Raw genomic sequence first — 961 nt, 5'->3', positions numbered from 1 at the left:
GGTATAACCTGGCCAGAAGGAGGCAATATCAATATGATGCACGGCGACAGCAGGGTGATGGTGGTGGTGTGTTTGGAGACAGCCAGTTTACCAGCACCCTGTCTGTCAACTTCCACTTCCCCAAGATCCCGCGAAGAACCGAATTTATCCTGCACCGCCTTTGGCGTGTTGTCTGCCACAGTACCGTGCAGGACAACCTTCTGGCCGTTAATCAGCTCGACATAACATTTTATGTCATCTGCCAAGACGGACCCGGATAACAAGAGGCACAAACCCAACACCCCGCTGCGTGTTTTCATTGTGCCTCTCCTTCGTAGAGGTAAATTTTCTTGGGCGACATATCCATCTCAGCCTCCTCTGCCCCCTGGTTGCACTCTCCCGCTCCGGTACAACGCTCAGGCTCACCATCCCCTTCATCTTTCAGGATGACCTCTTCCCCGACACCGCCTCCAATAATGCGGATCTTGGCATCGTCTCCTGCATGCACCACCAAATCGTCGGCAACCTTGTTCTGTACTTCGACATAACGCTCAGGTGTCTGGTTGCCTTCAAGATCAACCACATAACGGAAGGAACTGCCATAATGCATGTCTACCATGTATTGGCGTGCAGCCCCGATGGATTGAATGGTGCATTGCTGGAACGACTGCACTTGCGGCAGGAACGAGGTGAAGTAAAGCTTGCCCTGAAGTACGACCCCGGCCCCCATGGATTTCTCACCCGGTTCGTTCAACCAATTGACCCACCCTTTGGCAGTGGTAATTCCCGCCTTGGTCGCCAATATTCCATCCGTGTTTGTCTGGGCAGACAAAGGATCTAGATTGGCCCCTTGAAGATCCAGACACTTCGCCCCTCTTAACTTAAGAGGTAGTCTTGGAGCTATGTTCAGTACTAGTCACAACGAGAAGATGGTCGAAGTGTTAACAGGGGCCGAGCGCCGTCGACGCCGGACTCCACAAGA

General features: G+C 52.9%; 1 protein-coding gene and 1 pseudogene. Both read right to left on the bottom strand.

Going from position 1 to position 961, the window contains the following annotated elements:
• Positions 1-299: hypothetical protein (locus tag J9889_RS21005; protein WP_210557991.1), on the bottom strand; the 299-nt coding region annotated here is incomplete at its 3' end.
• A pseudogene (locus J9889_RS21000) lies at positions 296-823 on the bottom strand (hypothetical protein); the annotation flags it as partial. The pseudogene J9889_RS21000 and the gene J9889_RS21005, both read right to left, overlap by 4 nt.
• Positions 824-961 lie beyond the last annotated feature (138 nt).

It is taken from the genome of Aeromonas sp. PrichA-15 (assembly GCF_017939245.1).
Classification (GTDB): domain Bacteria; phylum Pseudomonadota; class Gammaproteobacteria; order Enterobacterales; family Aeromonadaceae; genus Aeromonas; species Aeromonas caviae.
This window is presented reverse-complemented; position numbering and strand designations above follow the sequence as displayed.